The organism is Streptococcus mitis (assembly GCF_946190275.1).
Taxonomy (GTDB): Bacteria; Bacillota; Bacilli; order Lactobacillales; family Streptococcaceae; genus Streptococcus; species Streptococcus mitis_DC.
The window spans coordinates 1-209 of record NZ_CAMHZQ010000128.1 but is presented as its reverse complement, the minus strand read 5'-3'; the positions used below and the strand labels follow the sequence as shown (position 1 = coordinate 209).

At 42.1% G+C, this 209-nt stretch carries 1 protein-coding gene; it reads left to right on the top strand.

Annotated elements, in window-relative coordinates; translation table 11 throughout:
- Positions 1-16: 16 nt before the first annotated feature.
- Positions 17-209 (top strand): MiiA motif-containing surface protein (locus N8M20_RS10485; protein WP_369010939.1); only part of this gene is annotated, 193 nt, incomplete at its 3' end.

Here is a 209-nt window from a genome sequence, read left to right as displayed (position 1 = left end):
ACCAGATAAGACAGTAGTGGAAGCACAATCAAATGCGATAGCAGATCCAGCGAAGACACCGGTTGTGAAACTAACAGAGTTAACACCGAAAGAAAAAGAAAAAGTTGAAGCTGAGATTAAGAAAGTAAATCCAAACGCTAAGACGGTGGAAGTATCAGAAAACGGAACAGCAACCGTAACGTTTAACGATGGCACAACCGCAACGTTGA